The organism is Ruegeria sp. BG5 (assembly GCF_056538425.1).
In genome coordinates this window covers 479,457-496,471 of sequence record NZ_JBQFTC010000001.1, presented here as the reverse complement: position 1 = coordinate 496,471, position 17,015 = coordinate 479,457, and the positions used below count along the sequence as shown (strand labels likewise).

The following is a 17,015-nucleotide window of genomic DNA, read 5'->3' as shown; positions in this document are numbered from 1 at the left end:
GCGGGGCCCGGTATCCAGCAGGCGCTAAGCGTCACGCTCCATGATCCATTCGACCTCGGGGGCCGGGACGAACCGCCATTTTCGCAGCGGCCCGGCCATGACGTTCAGGTAGTACATCTCGAACCCATAGGGCGCGCCGCAGGGGTGGTGGCCGCGCGGGACGGTCACGACGTCGCCATCAGACACCGCCATAGTTTCATCCAACTGGCCGTCATCGGTATAGACCCGCTGAATGCCGAAGCCGTTGGACGGGTTCAGGCGGTGGTAATAGGTCTCTTCCAGATAGGTGATGCGGGGGTAGTCGTCCTCGTCGTGACGGTGGCTGGGATAGGACGACCAGTGGCCGTTTGGCGTGAAGACCTCGGTCACCAGCAGGCTATCGGCGTAGTCCTCGGCCTCCATCGCTATGTTGTTGATATAGCGCGTGTTTACGCCCTTGCCGCGTTCGGTCAAGGTTATGCCATCGGGGCCGATGCGACGCGCGGCGTGCCCGCCTTTGCCCGGCGCGGAACAGACGGCGATGACGCAGTCGGTTTGTGCCACGGCCTCCCATTCGGTTCCGTTCGGCAGGTACAGGCAATGCGGTGGCGTCTTCTCGAACACGTTCATCCGGTCACCCAGAACACCCCAATCCTGCCCGGCCCCCGTGATCTGTGCCTTCCCCTCGACCATGACCAGAATGACCTCACGATCCCCGGTGACCTCAGACGCGGTGTCACCGGCCCGCAAGTGATAGAGACCAAACCCGACATACCGCCACCCGGCGCTGGCCGGGGTGATATCGTGGACCTTGCCGCGCGTGCCGAAGGGTTTCTTGAGCAGATCTGCCATTTTGTTCTCCTTGCGGGCAGCCATTCGGGCCGCCCGATTGTTGTTTCAGGCAGCTTGCCTTTGGTTCAGGGCCGAAAGAACCTTGGACAGTTGCGCCTCGGTCCAGCCTTCCGCAACAGCGCGGCGCAGTATGTCCGCCTGGCTTTCAGGCGCGTTGCCCCCGACCGGAGGGTCCGTGTCCAGATTGGTAGGGAAAGGATAACCCTCAGCCGTGGCCGCAATCGCGGCCTCCAACTGCGCAGCGTCCAACGCCCCGCGCTGCTTCAAGGCGACCAGTGACGGGAACACTGCCAGCGACATCGCCTGACGATCCACCGCCTCCATCGCACGCCCGAAGGGAGATGAGATTTGCAGCAGGTTCGCCATGCGGTGAATGTTGGTGCTGCTGTTCTCGCCCGCCGCATGGAACAGGGCCGGGTTGAAGAACACCGCGTCGCCCTTTTCCAGTGGGAGCTGGATATAGCTGTCCTCGAAATGCGCCCGGTGGGCCTCATCATGGAAAGCCAGGTAGCCCGGCGGGTAGAGCTGCGAGAACGGTAGCAGCTTGGTCGGACCGCTTTCTACCGGCATGTCGCAATGCGCAACTGCGCCCTGCAGCGTCAGCGAGGCTGTTACCAGATGCGCATGGGCCGGGTATCGGGCTGCACTGTCCGCGCTTTGAAACCCCAGGTGATAGTCCCGATGCGCCTGTTGCGCCTTGCCACCGGGGCGCACCTGATTGATCTGCGCCGTCACCTGATAGTTCGGTCCAAGCCATGCTTCACAAGCCGCCGAGATCGCCGTGTTCCCGAAATAGAGCGCAAAGCCTTCGGGGTCGCGCAGGCATTGTTTTTGCAACGCGTTCCAAATCCGGTCATTCGCGCCTGAGGCGGCGAAATGATCACCCTCACCCGCCCCGCTTAGGCGTTCTTGCTCGATAATCTGACGGAACACATCCGTCGCCCGATCAATGATCGAGGTGTCCGGATATGCCCCTTTCAAAGCGATCACACCAGCGGATTTGTCCAGAACCCAGCCCCACTCCGCCAGCAAAGCCCGGCGTGTATCAGGCTGTTCCAACATCTGACGCAGCGCCTGCATGTCATAGACGGGCACGTTCTTTTCGACGGAGGCCGCAAAAGGCACCGTTTCAGCCAAGAGGTTCTGAGCGGTCAACACCTTGAATTCATCCAGATCACAGGATTCCCGGTCGAAATAGCCGACATATCCAAGCTGTTGAGTCACCATGACAGTCTCCTTTCTCATGGCTTTTGGTGTTGCCCTTTGGGGCTGGGTGTTACGCCGTGATCTCCAATCCCGCCCGTGTGCAAACCTCGACAATGTGGTCGTAGCCCATCTTGGAATATTCATAGGGCGGTGCCTTGGCCGGGTCCTGTTCGGCCTCGACCACGATCCAGCCGTCGTAATCCATCGCTTTCAGCGCGTTTGCGACCGCCTGAAAGTCGATGCAACCATCGCTTGGAACGGTGAAAGCGCCGCCGACCACCGCATCCAGGAAAGAATGGTCATTCTCGCGAGTTGTCTGCACGATCTGAGGGCGGATGTCCTTGAAATGCACATGATGCACCCGGTCGCCCCAGCGGTTCAGGGTTGCCATCACATCGCCGCCGCCAAACAGCAGATGGCCAGTGTCAAAGCACAGGTTCACCTCGGGGCCCGATCCCTCCATCAGCCAGTTCACGTCATCCTCGCTTTCGATGATCGTGCCCATGTGGTGGTGATAGGCCATCGGCATCCCCTGATCGGCCATCCATTTCGCCAATTCGGTGATCTTGGCTGCGTAGGCCTTGACCTCATCCTTCGACAGTTTCGGACGGTGATTGACCGGCGTGCCCATCTGCCCCTGCACGGTGTTCGAGCATTCGGCATAGACAATGCACGGGCTGTTCAGCGCCACGAATTGCTCGACCTGTTCGCGCACCGCCTCACGTTCGGTCGCGAAGTCGTTGACCAGCGACGCACCGGAACACCAACCGCCGCACAGGGCGATGTCGTTGCCGTCGAGATAGGCGCGCAAACCTTGGGTATCGCCGGGCATCCGCTGGCCGCGCTCGACGCCTGTATAACCAATCTCTCTGGCCTCTTTCAGCGCCTGTTCCATGGTATAGGCTGCCGTAAGGTCGGGCAGATCGTCATTCTGCCAGGCAATCGGAGAGATACCGATCTTCACGCTCATTTCGTATTTCTTTCCTTGATCGCAACTTCATAGGCCGCGCGTTTTTCGTTGACTTCGGGGCGGATTGAGACCTCGGGCACCGCAACCTCCCACCAGGTACCGCCGTATTCGGTGGACGGGTACGGATCGGTGTCGATGACCACCACATAAGGCCCTTTGATGTCGGCACGCTTGGCCAAAGCCTCTTCCAAGTCAGCAATCGAGCTGACCTTGACCGAGGTCGCCCCCATCGCCGCCGCGTGGGCGGTAAAATCAATAGCCGACGGTGTCTCATGCACCGCGTGATCCAGCAGATTGTTAAACTCGGCCCCGCCGGTGCCCATCTGCAAGCGGTTAATACAGCCAAAGCCCCGGTTGTCGGTGATGACAACAGTGAAAGACACGCCCATCATCGCGGCAGAGGCCATTTCCGAGTTCGCCATCATATAGGTGCCGTCGCCGGTAAAGCAGATCACGTCCCGTTCGGGCTGGGCCATTTTGATACCCATCGCACCTGCGATCTCATACCCCATGCAGCTGAACCCGTATTCCATGTGATAGGCGCCGGGGCGTGGGGCCTTCCACAGCTTGTGCAACTCACCGGGCATTGTTCCGGCGGCGCACATTACAACCGTGTCGTTGTGCGAGGCCCGCTGAACCGCGCCAATCACCTGCATGTCGGTAGGCAGAGCATTCCCGTCGCCGGGCGCGTCGGTCAGCTTGTCGACCTTGCCGAACCAATCGGCTTTCAGGGTATCGGCCACTGGATCGGCGCTGTAGCCCTGCAAGCCTGCGCCCAGCTCTTGCAAGCCCACGCGTGCGTCGGATTGCAATGGCATTGCTCCGTGCTTTTCGGCGTCATAGGCTGCGGTGTTCAGGCAGATCATCTCGCGTTCGGGGTTCGAAAACAGGCCCCATGACCCGGTGGTGAAATCCTGCAACCGCGTACCAACCGCAAGAACCAGATCAGCCTCGGCGCAGACATCATTGGCCGGTTCTCCACCGGTGACGCCAATGGGCCCCAGATTCAATGGATGGTCCCAGGCCAAGGCCGATTTGCCCGCCTGCGTTTCAGCGACGGGGATGTTGTGGGTTTCAACAAAGCTTTGCAGCGCATCGGTCGCGCCCGAGTAATGCACCCCGCCTCCGGCTACGATGACCGGGCGCTTCGCCGCCTTGATCGCGGCAACGGCGCGGGCCAGTTCGCCCTCGTCCGGGCGGATGCGGCGCTGATACCAGACGCGGGGCTCAAAGAAGCTTTCGGGGTAGTCGTAGGCCTCGGCCTGCACGTCCTGGCAGAAGGCCAGCGTCACCGGACCGCAATCTGCCGGGTCGGTCATGGTACGGAAGGCGCGCGGTAGCGCGGTCAACAGGTGTTCGGGCCGCGAGATACGGTCATAGTAGCGGCTGACCGGGCGGAAACAGTCATTGGCGCTGACCGTGCCGTCGCCAAAATTCTCGATCTGCTGCAGCACCGGGTCCGGACCGCGCGAGGCAAACACATCGCCGGGGATGATCAGTACCGGCAGTCGGTTCGCATGAGCCAATGCCGCCGCTGTCACCATATTCGTGGCCCCCGGCCCGATGGATGAGGTCACGGCCATCGCCCGCGTGCGGCGCATCTGCTTGGCATAGGCAATCGCGCAATGGGCCATGGTCTGTTCGTTGTGACCGCGATAGGTGGGCAGGCTGTCTTTGACGGCGTGCAAAGCCTCACCCAGACCGGCCACGTTGCCATGGCCGAAAATGGCCCAGACTCCGGCGATATAGGGCTCTCCGGCCTCATTCATCTGCGCCCCGAGATAGCGCACCAGAGCTTGCGCCGCGGTCAGTCGGACTGTCTTGCTCATCATGATCCCTTTCAACACGAAGCCGCCATGGGCTTTAGGTCGGTTTTCACATTTCTGAAGGTTCCAGGCCACCCAATCTGACCTGTGATTTATGTGTGGCCTTGCACCACTGAATGATCGGGCGCCCCGCATGCCTGCGGGGCACCGGTGTTTTAAACGGTCCCGCCCAGCGAACCTTCCAGTTCGGCCAGTTCCTGACCGCCAGCCATAAGGTCCTGAAGTTCCTCAGGCGTGATCTCACCCCGTTTGGCCGTGCCCAGCGTCTGTCCCCGGTTCAACACGGTAAAGCGGTCGCCCACCGCCAACGCGTGGCGGACGTTGTGGCTGATGAACACGACGCCCACACCCTGACTGCGCACCTTGTCGATGGTCGCCAAAACGTTCGAAGTCTGACGCACCCCAAGGGCCGAGGTCGGCTCGTCCAGAATCAGGATCTTCGCACCGAAATGCACGGCGCGGGCAATCGCAACTGTCTGACGTTCCCCACCCGACAGCGTGCCGACGGCCTGATCCGGGCCACGCAGGTTGATGCCCATCTTGCGCATCTCTTCCATGGTGATCTCATCCGCCAGCTTCTTGTCGAAGAAGTTGATCCCGGCCACTTTGCGCGTCGGTTCATTGCCCATGAAGAAGTTGCGGCTGACGCTCATCAACGGGATCATGGCCAGATGCTGGTGCACCGTGGCGATACCCGCTGAAATCGCGTCGCGCGGGTCTTCGAAATGCATCGGCCTGTCTTCGAAGAAAATCTCGCCCGCGGTGGGTTTGTGCACACCGGACATGGTTTTGATGAAGGTCGACTTACCTGCGCCGTTATCTCCCAGCAGGCAATGGCATTCCCCCGGTTTCAGGTCGAAACTGACGCCAGCCAGCGCAATCACCGAACCAAAGTGTTTCTGAATGTCGACCATACGGATGATCGGCTTTTGCTCTTGCGAGTCGCCGTGGTGGAATTTGGTGTCTTCGGTCATCTCAGCGTTCTCCTGTGATGATGCGACGGATATAGGTGTTCAGGATCACCGCACCCAGCAGGATCACGCCCAGAAACACCCGGAACAGAGAGCTTTCGACGCCTGCGAAGAACAGCCCCTGCTGCACCACACCAAAGATCAGCGCACCCAGCGCCGCCCCCAGAACCGAGCCGTAGCCGCCGGTCAGCAACGCGCCACCAATGACCACGGCGATGATCGCCTCGAACTCTTTCAGCAAACCACGATCCGCCCCGGCCGAACCGAACTCCATGACCTGACAGGTCGCAAATACGGTGGCGCAGAAGGCGGTGAACATGAACATCAGGATTTTCACCTTGTTCACGGGCACACCCGAGTTTCGCGCGGCCTCGGCATCGCCACCGGCCGCAAAGATCCAGTTGCCAAACTTGGTTTTGGTCAACAGCACATGGCCAAAGATAATGATGACAATCGCCCAGACGATCAGCATGGGGATACCGTCAACAACAGGTTGGCCGGCGCGCGTACCGCGTTCGAACGTGGCGATAATGCCGTTGTCGCCCAGCCAGACGAACAGCCCCTGCAGAACTTTCCCGCCAAAGATCGGGGCCAGCCAGTCGCCTTCTGCCGCGTCGCGGATACCGCCGATGATGGTCTTGTTCTCGAAGGTTTGCGGCAGATAGATGGTAAAGCCCCGCAGCACGAACAGCGCCGCCAGCGTCACGATAAAGCTGGGCAGCCCGGTGCGGATCACGATCCAGCCGTTAAAGGCACCGATCAGCATGCACAGAATGAAAGTCACAATGATCGAGATCCAGGCGGGCCAGCCCAGGATCACCAGAAAGATGGCAATCATCATGCCCGAAAAGCCGATCATCGAGCCGACGGACAGGTCGAATTCACCCGCGATCATCAGCAGGCACGCGCCGACAGCGATAATCATGAACTGAGCGGACACGGTGCCCCAGTTCATCACGCCCTGCGCGTTGAACATGCCGGAATCAGCGGCGAATAGAAGAAAGAAGGTAAAGACTGCGACGGTTCCAACGATCCCGCCCAGTTCGGGGCGGATCAGCCAGCGGCGCAGCGCGGACATTTCCTTGACGCGTTCGTCAGCGACTTGGGTGGTGGACATGGGGTGCCTCCACGATCTGAAAGGTGCGGATTGAAGTCAGGCGGGTGGCGCGCCTTGGCGCCACCCGGTTGGGATCAGCGGTATTCGCCCGCGTGTTCCTCGACTTTTTCAAGGGCGTCTGCGGTCACAAAACCGGGGCCCGAGTTGATGTTGTTGCCCGGCAGAACGCCATAGCGATGGTAGTTGGTCAGGATCACAACCGGCAGATAGGCCTGCAGGAAGGGCTGTTGGTCGATGCCCCACTGAATGGTGCCGTCCTTGATGCCTTTAACGATTTCCTCACCCAGATCGAAGGTACCGAAATAGATGTCACCGGCCATGCCGTTTTCCTTCAGCGCCGCAACGGTGGGATCAGCCGACACCGGACCCAGAGTCAGGATGCCATCGGTATCCGGGTTTGCGGACAGATAGGCCAGAACCTTGTTCTTGATTTCCGCCGGGTCGGTGCCGCTGTCCAGCATCGCATCGCCCAGTTCAACACCCAGACCATCGGCAAAACCGCGGCAACGCTCACCCACCGTGGGCTGCTGGATCGCGTGGTTCACGCACAGGAATTTGGTGACGCCGTCACCTTTCGCGCGCTGACCGGCGGCAAGACCGGCGTCATATTCGGGCTGGCCGACATACATCAGCGCGCCAACCTCGCGCGCCTGATCCGGCGTGCCGGTGTTCATGATGATAACGTCGATGCCCGAGTCCACGGCAGATGTGATCGGACCTTTCAACACGTCATAATCGGCCAGAGTGGTGATGATCCCGTTCGGCCCCGAGGCTGCCGCCTGATCGATGATCCGCGCCATATCGGCAATGTCGCCGGTGGGCGGGTTGCGATACTCGACCTCGACACCCATCTGATCACCCGCCAGCGCGATGCCGTTCTTGATCGTGTTCCACCAGCTGTCGCTGTCCGGGGCATGGCTGACCAGGATGTACTTTTCGCCTTCCGCCGCAGCGCCCGTGGCCGCCGCAACCGCCACAGCACTGGCCATCAGCACTCGTTTCACAAACTTGTTCATTTGGTTTCCTCCCATAAAAACCGTCTGTTTTTGTCCTGGGCTATCCGCCCCATTCACTCGGTCGGACCGAATCTGTCGTAGCCGGAAGTGGTACCGAGCCGTTTTCAGTTTGAAGAAATTCGCTCATTTTGCAACCGGTTTCAAAATTTCCGCCATTTGGACGGGTGCGCCCGACCGCGCGGATTGCGTTGCCGCTTCGGCCATGGCCAACGCAGCGACACCGTCATCCAAAGTCACCGGAACCGCCGCGCCCGACGTTGCGGCCTGGACAAATGCATCCCATTCGGCCCGATACGCGGGCATATAGCGTTCAAGGAAAAAGTAGGTAGGCTTGGCACCGACAACACCGTCCGCCGTCGATTTGATCACCGTGTTTTCCAGCATGTTCTGGGCCTGCAGCAGTCCCTTTGATCCCAGCATTTCGACCCGTTGGTCATAACCATATGCCGCACGGCGCGAGTTCTTGATGACCGCGATCCGACCATCGGCGTAAGTCATTGTGACAACAGCGGTATCAACATCCCCGGCCTGCCCGATCTCGGGGTCCACGACCGAGGACCCGACCGCGGAAATAGAGGAAGGGATTTCCCCCATCAGATAGTTCGCCATGTCAAAATCGTGGATCATCATGTCACGGAACAGCCCGCCCGAAACCTTGATGTAGCTGACCGGCGGGGGTGCAGGATCGAATGAGGTGATCGACAACAGCTCAGCCTTGCCAATCTCACCTGCGTCGGCAGCGGCCTTCATCGCGGAAAAGTTGGGATCAAACCGGCGGTTGAACCCAATCATGACAGGTGGCTTGCGCCCGGCCACAACAGTCTGGCAGTCAAGCGCCCGCTGCAGGTCCAGATCGACCGGCTTTTCGCACAAAACCGCCTTGCCTGCCTGCGTTGCAGCCTCGATCAGGTCCGAATGCGTGTCGGTCGGCGTTGCGATCAGTACCGCATCAATATCCGGGTTATCGATAATTTCGACCGAGCTTTGCACCTGCGCGCCATGCGCCTCGGCAAGTTGCGTCGCGGCTTCGGCCATTGCGTCCGACACCGCACATAGCTTGCTTTCCGAATGCGACGTAATGGCTTGCGCGTGGACACGTCCGATACGACCAGCACCAAGCAGCCCGACCTTCAGCATGTAATTCTCCCGAATCTTACTTGGCGTCACAATGTTGCTCTTTGCAACCGGTTGCAAGATTTTTTTTCGGGATGCCACGAGGAAACAGGCAAACACAGGCCAAGCGCCTTTTGACGGATGGGAATCACCCGTCAGACTCACGCCTAAGGTTGGCCCTGTTTTGATCAAAGGCCCCGAAAATCGCTCGAATTTTGTGGGAAATCGCAGAAAATCCGACCAGAAAAGGCGATCCGTACGGGAATCCCCCAATATCCGAGACCTTAGACTTGGGCTAGTTTGAGGTCAGCGGATTACACTACCACTCAGTAACCCCTTACGAGGGGCTGGCCTGACCCCCTCACCCAGCCCCTCACCCTCCCCCAAGGCCAAAAGAAAATGGCGCGTTTGAAACAAACGCGCCAAGTGTCTTGGGGAGAACTTTAAAAAAAACTCACGTCATAAAACCAACTGACGCCAACTCATCAATAGGGTCACTTTGACTGATTCTGTGGGGCCGGTCAGTGACCCGGATCACACAAACGAGATTTCGCGCGCGATGGGTCGGTTGCATCGGTTGGAAATGGCGATCCCTGAAGGACTCGAACCCTCAACCTGCTGATTAGAAGTCAGCTGCTCTATCCAGTTGAGCTAAGGGACCGCTGCGCCCTTCTTGCGGTTTTTACGGGCGGGGTTCAAGGCCCAAGCGCATGAAGGCGCTGTTGGGATCATCCTCATAGCCGTAGATCGGGCCGCAATAGGAATATCCCAATGCTTCGTACAGTTTGCGGGCGCCGTCATATTCCGGCAAATGCGCCGCGCCGGTTTCCAGAACCAGCGCGGATAACCCTTCCGACCGGGCGTGTTCCGCAAGATGATCCATCATCGCGCGCGCAAGCCCGCGTCCGCGCGCTTGTGACAGGATGTGCACCGATTTCACCTCGGCCGTTTGGTCCGGCAACAGCTTCAGCGCCCCGCATCCCACCGGTTGATCGCCGTCATAAACGGCCCAAAACCGGATCCCCGACCCGGACAGCGCATCGGCATCCATTGTATGATTGCTTTCCGCAGGGCCAGCCGTTTGGCTATGGGCAAAATGCGCCTCGACCACCGGGCGCAAAGCGTCCGATGTGGGGTCGGCCTGACGAATGTCGATCACTCAGTGCGTCCAGGGGCCGCGCCGGTCGGTGGCGAAGTTCTCGCCATAGCCCCGGGCGCGCAGGTTGGGTTTGCGCTTATGCGGCTCGCTGACCTGCGCCTCGATACCGTTATCCTTGGCGTATTCCAGCGCCTCTTCCTTGGTATCGAATTTCAGCCGAACCTGAGTCTGCGTGTCATTGGACGAGGTCCAGCCCATCAGCGGATCAACCTCGCGCGCCGAGGCGGGGGCATATTCCAGAACCCATTTGCGGGTCTTTGCCATGCCCGAGGTCATCGCATTTCTTGAAGGCTGGTAAATCCGTGCGCGCATGTCGCCTCTCCGTCCTCACTTGGCTGATCATGTTTATGCGCCACGCGAGCGGCGCGGACAAGTCCGCAATTGTCGCGGGTTTCAGCGATCCGACTGATGCCAGAAACTGTCATCAACGTGGCCTAAAAAGGGTTCAGCTCATGATGAGGATTGCAACTTGATCCACCACGAAAGAACCCTTGAAATCGATGCCCGGCCCGAGGCCAACCGGGCCGTTCTAAGCCGGTTTATGAACACTGACGAATTTCCGCCACAGGTGCAATCGGATCAAATCCCGGACGGTCGGCTTGCGTATTACTGAAAGGCGTTTTCAAAAACCAGATCAGGACTTGCAGTTGGACAAAATAAGAACAAATGTAAGGGCCTGACCTGGAGCCTGCCCATGCCCTATGCCCATTCCGACAAGACCCAACTGACCGCCGAAGACGTCCGCGCCCGCCTGAAACTGGAAGGCGGCAAACAGTTCGTGATGCATACCGAGTTTGCCCCCGCAGGAGACCAGCCGACAGCGATCAGGGAACTAGCCGGCGGCGTTCTCGACGGCGAGCGCGATCAGGTCCTGCTGGGCGCGACCGGGACGGGCAAGACCTTCACCATGGCCAAGGTGATTGAAGAAACCCAGCGCCCCGCCATCATCCTTGCCCCCAACAAGACGCTGGCGGCGCAGCTATATGGTGAGTTCAAGGGCTTCTTCCCCGAGAACTCAGTAGAATACTTCGTGTCCTACTACGATTACTACCAGCCCGAGGCCTATGTGCCGCGCTCGGACACGTACATAGAAAAAGAATCCCAGATCAACGAACAGATCGACCGAATGCGCCACTCGGCCACGCGGGCGCTGTTGGAACGGGATGACGTGATTATCGTCGCCTCGGTGTCCTGCATCTACGGCATTGGTTCGGTCGAGACCTACGGGGCGATGACGCAGGACCTGAAGGTTGGCAATGAATACGATCAGCGGCAGGTGATGGCCGATCTGGTGGCCCAGCAATACCGCCGCAACGATCAGGCGTTTCAGCGCGGCTCGTTCCGGGTGCGGGGTGACTCGCTGGAAATCTGGCCCGCCCACCTTGAGGACCGCGCCTGGAAACTGTCCTTCTTTGGTGAGGAACTGGAACAGATCACCGAGTTCGACCCGCTGACCGGCGAACGCGCAGCGACGATGGAGCAGGTGCGCGTCTATGCGAACTCGCACTACGTGACGCCGAAACCCACGATGCAGCAGGCGATCATCGGGATCAAAAAGGAGCTGCGCATCCGGCTGGACCAACTGGTCGGAGAAGGCAAACTGCTGGAGGCGCAACGGCTGGAACAGCGCACCAATTTCGATCTGGAAATGCTCGAGGCCACCGGCGTCTGCAACGGGATCGAGAACTATTCGCGCTATCTGACAGGCCGCGCACCGGGCGAACCGCCCCCGACCCTGTTCGAATTCATCCCCGACAACGCCATCGTCTTTGCCGACGAATCCCATGTCAGCGTGCCGCAAATCGGCGGCATGTACCGGGGCGACTATCGGCGCAAGTTCACGCTGGCCGAGCACGGGTTCCGCCTGCCGTCCTGCATGGATAACCGCCCGCTGAAGTTCGAGGAATGGGACGCCATGCGCCCGCAATCCGTCTTTGTCTCGGCCACCCCCGCCAAGTGGGAGATCGAGCAGACCGGCGGCGTCTTCACCGAACAGGTCATCCGCCCCACCGGCCTGCTGGACCCCGAGGTCGAAATCCGCCCCGTGTCGATGCAGGTGGACGATCTGCTGGACGAGGTGCGCAAGGTCGCCGCCAACGGCTTTCGTACGCTGGTCACGACGCTGACCAAACGCATGGCCGAGGACCTGACCGAATACCTGCACGAACAGGGCATCAAGGTCCGCTACATGCACTCGGATATCGACACGCTGGAACGCATCGAAATCCTGCGCGACCTGCGGCTGGGGGCGTTTGACGTGCTGGTCGGCATCAACCTGCTGCGCGAAGGGCTCGACATCCCCGAATGCGGACTGGTCGCCATCCTGGACGCGGATAAAGAGGGATTCCTGCGGTCCGAGACTTCACTGATCCAGACCATTGGCCGCGCCGCCCGCAACGCCGATGGCCGGGTGATCATGTATGCGGACAAGATCACCGGCTCGATGGAGCGCGCCTTGGGCGAAACCAACCGCCGCCGCGCCAAACAGCTTGCCTATAACGAGGAACACGGCATCACGCCGGAAACGGTGAAGAAGAATGTCGAGGACGTTCTGGCCGGTCTCTACGAAGGCGACGTGGACATGAACCGCGTCACCGCCACCATCGACAAACCGATGCACGGTGCCAATCTTGAGGCCCATCTGGACGGTCTGCGCGAGCAAATGCGCAAAGCCGCCGAGAACCTGGAGTTCGAAGAGGCCGCCAACATCCGGGATGAGATCAAACGTCTGGAAGCGGTCGACCTGGCCGTCGCCGACGACCCCATGGCGCGTCAGTGGGCGGTCGAGAAAGCCTCGGAAGACGCGGTTAGGTCGCGTGGGCGGTCAACGGCTGGGAGGCCGGGCCAACGGGGTGGGAATGTGAAGCGGCGGAAGAGGTGATAGCCTCTACTTTTTTTCGCCAAGTGGCTTCAAACCCAGGGTATCTCGATAGGCATTTATCGCAAATTCTCGCTGCGCCAACCACTTTTGTCTCTCAATATCCCAGGTTTTTAGAGCTACCTGTTCAGTCGCTCTCGCTCGTTCATACGAACCGATTACCGTGCCAAAGAGAAGCATCAATGAAAATGCCAAAACAGAAGCTGAAACGTTAACGGCTTTGTTTGCTTCCTTTGTGATCAAAAATATCGCCAACCCGCCAATAAACGTCAATGCTACCGGCAAAACATTACCTGCAGCGGCAGTACGGCTACTACCCATAAGTAACCCGATAACGCCTGCCAAACATCCAAAAACCAGAACAAGTCCTAAAATCGTTCCGTAAGAAACGTCCATTTTGGCTTCGGCGCTAACGCATCTGTCCCTCACCAAATTGAACAAAAACAACGCTAAGACTGAAGTTAGGGCCAGTGCTAAACTGCACCCAAACAATACTGCTGTTTTCTCCAAAGATAGTAACAAATCAATTTTATACATTGAGTTCATCCAGTGTTAGCCACGGGGCAAAGTTGTTTGGATCTCCGAATGCATCTGGTGATGGTTGGTTTGCCATGAAGCCCTCCCAGTCATCACCAAACTCAAGTGGGCTTTCGAAACAATTTAGCAGCTGTGTTGATTCATCTAAACTCAACGTCTCGCCGGATTTCCGTTTTAGTGTAAGTAGCTTACAGCCACCGCCTTCCTGCTCAAGCTCGCTGCTTTGGCCAGCCGATGCATCATCTTGCTCCGTTTCATCTTCGGCTGTTGAATCTGAAAACTGTGCGAATGTGGTTGTGCTGAATAGTGCAAATACCACAACTATTGATTGCAAATACAAACTACGTTTCATACCAAACCCTCAAAAACCAACATACCTTATCATCTTTTTTTGGCATCTCATAATCTTACCAAAGGCGCTGGATGGATTTTCAACTCATTCCTCCAATGCTCTCTAAACTCAAAAAAGGGGATATGACCCTTACCTACTCACAAACGTATACTAAGAACTTGCAGCCAAAACCCTTCTATTTCGCGTTTGAGATCACAAATTGTGGTTCCAAACGGTTGCCGTGACGCACCCCAACACGTTCTCTCTAGGCGTGAGATCTAATGCGCCATTCACCGAGTGCACGGCGCTCGTGTGGTACAGGCAAAGGACCAGGCGCGCTTCTCAGGAAAATCTGTCAGCAAGCGTAGGATGGGTGCTCGCACCCATCTTTTTTGTGATGAACATTGATGGGTGAAATCACCCATCCTACAGCCCGACACTACCCTTACAGCCCAACGCCCTCTCCTCCACGTTTGAAAAAACAGGTTGTGTTTTCAAAACGGTTGTCATGACGAACACCCCACACAGCCTGCACGAATTCCAAAGCGCCATTGACCGGGTACGGGGCACCCGCGTGGTGCTGGCCGAGGATCTGGCGCAGTTTTATGAAAAATCCGTCAGCGCCTTCAATCAGGCCGCCTCGTGCACTACTAACGTCTGTCGTAAAGACAGATCACCACCCTTGCCCAAGGCCCATCGACAGCTAAGTTTCCGTCATGCGCCTTCTTCTGCTCACGATACTCCTCGCCACCCCGGCCACCGCATGGGAGGCCTCGGTGGGTCAAATCTGCACCCTGTCGCATGACACCGAACAGGCCGAAATCTTCCTGACCTACGACCCGTCCCAACCTCTCTACACGCTGACGGTCACGCAAAAGACCGAGGCCTGGACACAGGCCCCATGGTTTGCCATGCGGTTTGAGGGGCCAAGCCCGATCGAAATTGCCACCTCGCGCCATGTGTTGTCGGACGGCGCGGCTTCGCTGACCGTCGCGGATACCGGGTTCGGAAATGTTCTGGACGGGTTGGAATATAATCAGACCGCCTATGCATTCACTCAGGACGGGCTGGCCGAGTTCCCGTTGGACGGTGCCGCGCCGCAGGTTCGCATCTTTCGCGACTGTGCCGGGGCTCAATTGTCCTGAGGTGAAGAAATCAGGCCGACCGGATCAGGGGCGCACGAATTTCGCGTTCCCCACAGCGCGTTGTGTTGCCGTGCCGGATGTGGGTGATTTGTTGGCGCGCACCTGACCCGACTTTTCGCACGAGACACCGTTGCGGTCCGGGTCATAGCGTTCGTGATACCCGGCATAACCTTTGCGGAATGGACCAAAGCCAAGCTTTGCGGGTGCTTCGCAGCCTGACAGGGCGATGAGGTGCAGGATCGCTCCGTTCCGGTCGAACTCGGACATTCGGATGTAGATGTTAGCCGCAATCAGTGCGGTTGTCAGGGGTAAGGCCACGACCATCAGCCCAATACGAAAAGGCGACAAAGCCCGCCGCCGCGTCGCATCAGCGCGCAGGTGTCGCTTTGAGGGCTGCGGGGTCAGGTTATCCTGTTCCTGCGTGAGGCGATCCAAATCCATACCCGTCTGTACACGCGATTTGTGGCAAAGCCGAGGCGGCGGCGACCCGACGGGCTGGAACTGTGTCCCCCAAACCCGTATCAAATGGTGACCTCTGACGCGACAGTAAGCCGAGTGCGATGCCCAAGGCCGACCCATACCAACCCACGGACGACGCAGCGCGCAAGTTGGCGCGGGATCTGGTGGGCAGCGCTACTTTTGCGGCACTGTCTTTTCTGCGCCCGGACAACGGATTGCCATCATCGTCGCGCATTGCACTGGCGACGGATGAGCAAGGGCAACCGATCTCGTTGATTTCAACGCTGTCCGATCACACCCGTGCTCTGCACGCGAACCCAGCCTGTGCGCTATTGATCGGAGAACCGGCGGACAAGGGCGATCCGCTGACCCATCCGCGCCTGACGTTGCACGCCACAGCACAGTTGGTCGCCCGAGGCACACCCGATCATGAGGACCTGCGCCTGCGCTATCTGGAGTTGCGCCCGAAAGCCAAGCTTTATGTCGATTTTGCAGACTTCGGGTTTGTTCGCTTTGACATCACCGACGGGCTGCTCAACGCAGGGTTCGGAAAAGCCTACCGTCTGAGCCCTGCGGATTTCTAGACGTCATCGGACCACGTGAACCGCGCATTTTGCGTGGCGCACCACATGCGTCGCGGTAGACCCCAACAGCAGGTCCTGCATCCCCGGCCGATGCGATGCCATGATGATCAGATCCGGGCTGTGTGCCTCGGCCCAGTCCAGGATACTGCGGCCCGAATGCCCCTCGATCACCAGCCCTTCGGCATTGGGCAGTTTTGCGGCAAGGTCATCCAGCTCGGTCTGAATGGCCTTGCGCGCTTCGGTCAGATATTCGGCGGGCATGTAGGAAATCGCATAGTTGGGAATATGCTCGACAACATGCAGCAAGGTGACCTTTGCGTCCGGTGTTGCCAATACCTCGGCCAGTTTGATCGGGCCGGACGTATCCCGTTCGGTGTCGAAGGAAATGGGGACAAGAATGTTGTGATACATTTTAGGGCCTCCGTTTAACCGCAGTCATAGTAAACCACGCGGAAATCAGAGGCCTTGATCCAGGTCAGGATCGGTCAAAGGTTTCGGCCACCTCGTACATGACCGGTTCGAAACTCTTGCATAATTCATTGAGCTTGCGGTTGCGGTCCCGCATCTCGGGCGTGCGCAACATGGCCAGGAAATCCTCACGGCGTTCCCACTGTGAATAGTTGGCAATGCGGGTCTGCGCGTCGTTCACATGAAGGCCCGCTGATACGAATCCCGGCTGCTTGGAGATAAAGCTGGAATAGGCATCCGTCAGCGCTTCCAACAGGTCCTGACAGGTTCCCGGTGTCATTTCAAATGTTGTAATGACGGTCTGCACGGTTGCGGTTTTGGCGATGGTCGGCATCTGATCCTCCTTTGGCTGATCTCAGCCTAGCACAGGAAACCTATAAGTCGCGCAATTCCTTGGATTCTTG

Annotated in this window: 18 protein-coding genes and 1 tRNA gene; 3 read left to right on the top strand and 16 right to left on the bottom strand. The window is 58.7% G+C overall.

The annotated features are described in order from the left end of the window. Positions 1-24: 24 nt before the first annotated feature. The 11 genes from iolB to ACR0KX_RS02265 all read right to left on the bottom strand — a co-directional run bounded on the left by iolB (position 25) and on the right by ACR0KX_RS02265 (position 10,521). Positions 25-831 carry a 5-deoxy-glucuronate isomerase gene (gene iolB, locus ACR0KX_RS02315; protein WP_170622340.1) on the bottom strand — a complete coding sequence of 269 codons (807 nt, stop codon included), beginning with the start codon at positions 829-831 and terminating at the stop codon, positions 25-27. Positions 832-876: 45 nt separating this feature from the next. Then, positions 877-2,058 (bottom strand): phytanoyl-CoA dioxygenase family protein, encoded by a 1,182-nt coding sequence (locus ACR0KX_RS02310; RefSeq protein ID WP_170622339.1) that lies wholly within the window; start codon positions 2,056-2,058, stop codon positions 877-879. Positions 2,059-2,107: 49 nt separating this feature from the next. After that, on the bottom strand, positions 2,108-3,007 hold the full coding sequence (gene iolE, locus ACR0KX_RS02305) for a myo-inosose-2 dehydratase (RefSeq protein ID WP_170622338.1): 900 nt from the start codon (positions 3,005-3,007) through the stop codon (positions 2,108-2,110). After that, positions 3,004-4,836 (bottom strand): 3D-(3,5/4)-trihydroxycyclohexane-1,2-dione acylhydrolase (decyclizing), encoded by a 1,833-nt coding sequence (iolD, locus tag ACR0KX_RS02300; protein WP_170622337.1) that lies wholly within the window; start codon positions 4,834-4,836, stop codon positions 3,004-3,006. The genes iolE and iolD overlap by 4 nt, the downstream gene beginning before the upstream one ends. Positions 4,837-4,988: 152 nt before the next feature. Further along, positions 4,989-5,807: an ATP-binding cassette domain-containing protein gene (locus ACR0KX_RS02295; protein WP_170452219.1), complete on the bottom strand. Its 819-nt coding sequence runs from the start codon at positions 5,805-5,807 to the stop codon at positions 4,989-4,991. A gap of 1 nt (position 5,808) precedes the next feature. Then, positions 5,809-6,921: an ABC transporter permease gene (locus ACR0KX_RS02290; RefSeq protein ID WP_170452221.1), complete on the bottom strand. Its 1,113-nt coding sequence runs from the start codon at positions 6,919-6,921 to the stop codon at positions 5,809-5,811. Positions 6,922-6,995: 74 nt separating this feature from the next. After that, positions 6,996-7,937 carry a sugar ABC transporter substrate-binding protein gene (locus ACR0KX_RS02285; RefSeq protein WP_170452223.1) on the bottom strand — a complete coding sequence of 314 codons (942 nt, stop codon included), beginning with the start codon at positions 7,935-7,937 and terminating at the stop codon, positions 6,996-6,998. A 123-nt stretch (positions 7,938-8,060) separates the two neighbouring features. After that, on the bottom strand, positions 8,061-9,074 hold the full coding sequence (iolG, locus tag ACR0KX_RS02280) for an inositol 2-dehydrogenase (RefSeq protein WP_170622336.1): 1,014 nt from the start codon (positions 9,072-9,074) through the stop codon (positions 8,061-8,063). A 560-nt stretch (positions 9,075-9,634) separates the two neighbouring features. Next, positions 9,635-9,711: transfer RNA gene (locus ACR0KX_RS02275), tRNA-Arg, on the bottom strand. 21 nt (positions 9,712-9,732) lie between these two features. Continuing rightward, positions 9,733-10,209 carry a GNAT family N-acetyltransferase gene (locus ACR0KX_RS02270; RefSeq protein ID WP_170452227.1) on the bottom strand — a complete coding sequence of 159 codons (477 nt, stop codon included), beginning with the start codon at positions 10,207-10,209 and terminating at the stop codon, positions 9,733-9,735. Continuing rightward, entirely contained in the window at positions 10,210-10,521 is a 312-nt protein-coding gene (locus ACR0KX_RS02265; RefSeq protein WP_170452229.1) for an ETC complex I subunit, read from the bottom strand. Between the two features lie 382 nt (positions 10,522-10,903). Between ACR0KX_RS02265 and uvrB the strand changes: the two genes are divergently transcribed. Continuing rightward, the gene (gene uvrB, locus ACR0KX_RS02260) at positions 10,904-13,090 is read left to right on the top strand and encodes an excinuclease ABC subunit UvrB (RefSeq protein WP_170622335.1); all 2,187 of its coding nucleotides are present in this window, start codon (positions 10,904-10,906) and stop codon (positions 13,088-13,090) included. A 6-nt stretch (positions 13,091-13,096) separates the two neighbouring features. Here the strand turns inward: uvrB and ACR0KX_RS02255 are convergent, their stop codons facing one another. After that, a complete protein-coding gene (locus ACR0KX_RS02255; protein ID WP_170452233.1) occupies positions 13,097-13,624 on the bottom strand; it encodes a hypothetical protein in 528 nt (175 codons plus the stop codon). After that, a complete protein-coding gene (locus tag ACR0KX_RS02250) occupies positions 13,617-13,976 on the bottom strand; it encodes a hypothetical protein (protein ID WP_170452235.1) in 360 nt (119 codons plus the stop codon). The genes ACR0KX_RS02255 and ACR0KX_RS02250 overlap by 8 nt, the downstream gene beginning before the upstream one ends. Positions 13,977-14,671: 695 nt before the next feature. Between ACR0KX_RS02250 and ACR0KX_RS02245 the strand changes: the two genes are divergently transcribed. Then, positions 14,672-15,100 carry a hypothetical protein gene (locus ACR0KX_RS02245; protein WP_170622333.1) on the top strand — a complete coding sequence of 143 codons (429 nt, stop codon included), beginning with the start codon at positions 14,672-14,674 and terminating at the stop codon, positions 15,098-15,100. A 24-nt stretch (positions 15,101-15,124) separates the two neighbouring features. Here ACR0KX_RS02245 and ACR0KX_RS02240 read toward each other — a convergent pair whose 3' ends face one another. After that, positions 15,125-15,541 carry a hypothetical protein gene (locus tag ACR0KX_RS02240; RefSeq protein ID WP_170622332.1) on the bottom strand — a complete coding sequence of 139 codons (417 nt, stop codon included), beginning with the start codon at positions 15,539-15,541 and terminating at the stop codon, positions 15,125-15,127. A gap of 119 nt (positions 15,542-15,660) precedes the next feature. On the opposite strand from ACR0KX_RS02240, the gene ACR0KX_RS02235 reads away from it, so the two are divergent. After that, a complete protein-coding gene (locus ACR0KX_RS02235) occupies positions 15,661-16,143 on the top strand; it encodes a pyridoxamine 5'-phosphate oxidase family protein (protein ID WP_170452240.1) in 483 nt (160 codons plus the stop codon). Between the two features lie 3 nt (positions 16,144-16,146). On the opposite strand, the gene ACR0KX_RS02230 is transcribed toward ACR0KX_RS02235, so the two are convergent. Next, positions 16,147-16,554, bottom strand: coding sequence for a universal stress protein (locus tag ACR0KX_RS02230; protein WP_170452242.1), 408 nt, complete (start codon positions 16,552-16,554; stop codon positions 16,147-16,149). A 64-nt stretch (positions 16,555-16,618) separates the two neighbouring features. Then, a complete protein-coding gene (locus tag ACR0KX_RS02225) occupies positions 16,619-16,945 on the bottom strand; it encodes an antibiotic biosynthesis monooxygenase family protein (protein WP_170452244.1) in 327 nt (108 codons plus the stop codon). Positions 16,946-17,015: the final 70 nt, after the last annotated feature.

What these genes read in the sequence shown, in the direction of transcription:
- ACR0KX_RS02265 (WP_170452229.1), bottom strand. Translation starts at nt 10,521, where the DNA reads ATGCGCGCACGGATTTACCAGCCTTCAAGAAATGCGATGACCTCGGGC.
- ACR0KX_RS02235 (WP_170452240.1), top strand. Translation starts at nt 15,661, where the DNA reads ATGCCCAAGGCCGACCCATACCAACCCACGGACGACGCAGCGCGCAAG.
- ACR0KX_RS02245 (WP_170622333.1), top strand. Translation starts at nt 14,672, where the DNA reads ATGCGCCTTCTTCTGCTCACGATACTCCTCGCCACCCCGGCCACCGCA.
- ACR0KX_RS02255 (WP_170452233.1), bottom strand. Translation starts at nt 13,624, where the DNA reads ATGTATAAAATTGATTTGTTACTATCTTTGGAGAAAACAGCAGTATTG.
- iolB (WP_170622340.1), bottom strand. Translation starts at nt 831, where the DNA reads ATGGCAGATCTGCTCAAGAAACCCTTCGGCACGCGCGGCAAGGTCCAC.
- ACR0KX_RS02240 (WP_170622332.1), bottom strand. Translation starts at nt 15,541, where the DNA reads ATGGATTTGGATCGCCTCACGCAGGAACAGGATAACCTGACCCCGCAG.
- iolE (WP_170622338.1), bottom strand. Translation starts at nt 3,007, where the DNA reads ATGAGCGTGAAGATCGGTATCTCTCCGATTGCCTGGCAGAATGACGAT.
- ACR0KX_RS02250 (WP_170452235.1), bottom strand. Translation starts at nt 13,976, where the DNA reads ATGAAACGTAGTTTGTATTTGCAATCAATAGTTGTGGTATTTGCACTA.
- ACR0KX_RS02285 (WP_170452223.1), bottom strand. Translation starts at nt 7,937, where the DNA reads ATGAACAAGTTTGTGAAACGAGTGCTGATGGCCAGTGCTGTGGCGGTT.
- ACR0KX_RS02310 (WP_170622339.1), bottom strand. Translation starts at nt 2,058, where the DNA reads ATGGTGACTCAACAGCTTGGATATGTCGGCTATTTCGACCGGGAATCC.
- ACR0KX_RS02225 (WP_170452244.1), bottom strand. Translation starts at nt 16,945, where the DNA reads ATGCCGACCATCGCCAAAACCGCAACCGTGCAGACCGTCATTACAACA.
- uvrB (WP_170622335.1), top strand. Translation starts at nt 10,904, where the DNA reads ATGCCCTATGCCCATTCCGACAAGACCCAACTGACCGCCGAAGACGTC.
- ACR0KX_RS02290 (WP_170452221.1), bottom strand. Translation starts at nt 6,921, where the DNA reads ATGTCCACCACCCAAGTCGCTGACGAACGCGTCAAGGAAATGTCCGCG.
- iolG (WP_170622336.1), bottom strand. Translation starts at nt 9,074, where the DNA reads ATGCTGAAGGTCGGGCTGCTTGGTGCTGGTCGTATCGGACGTGTCCAC.
- iolD (WP_170622337.1), bottom strand. Translation starts at nt 4,836, where the DNA reads ATGAGCAAGACAGTCCGACTGACCGCGGCGCAAGCTCTGGTGCGCTAT.
- ACR0KX_RS02230 (WP_170452242.1), bottom strand. Translation starts at nt 16,554, where the DNA reads ATGTATCACAACATTCTTGTCCCCATTTCCTTCGACACCGAACGGGAT.
- ACR0KX_RS02295 (WP_170452219.1), bottom strand. Translation starts at nt 5,807, where the DNA reads ATGACCGAAGACACCAAATTCCACCACGGCGACTCGCAAGAGCAAAAG.